Origin of the sequence: Streptomyces katrae (assembly GCF_000966975.1) — a bacterium.
Lineage (GTDB): Bacteria > Actinomycetota > Actinomycetes > Streptomycetales > Streptomycetaceae > Streptomyces > Streptomyces katrae.
Genome location: NZ_JZWV01001833.1, coordinates 1 through 227 on the forward strand (window position 1 = coordinate 1; position 227 = coordinate 227).

The window sequence follows — 227 nt, forward strand, 5'->3', positions numbered from 1 at the left end:
CTCGCGGTCCCGGCCCACGACCACCGCGCGGTGCTCCAGCTCGGAACGCCCCGTCAGGGAGTAGGCCACGTCGGCGACATCGAGCCCGGGCCGCCGGTCGAGGTGGTCGGCCAGCCGGGCCGCCTGCGCCCGCAGGGCCTCCGGCGAACGCGCCGACAGCGCCACCGGCACCGGCCCGGACACCGGTGCACCGCCCGGCGCGGAGGCAGGCTCCCGCTCGGGGGCGG

Annotated in this window: 1 protein-coding gene; it reads right to left on the minus strand. The window is 80.6% G+C overall.

The genetic code is table 11. The features are described 5' to 3' along the window. Positions 1 to 183 (minus strand): CurL C-terminal domain-containing protein (locus tag VR44_RS40735; protein WP_157880583.1); only part of this gene is annotated, 183 nt, incomplete at its 3' end. Positions 184 to 227 lie beyond the last annotated feature (44 nt).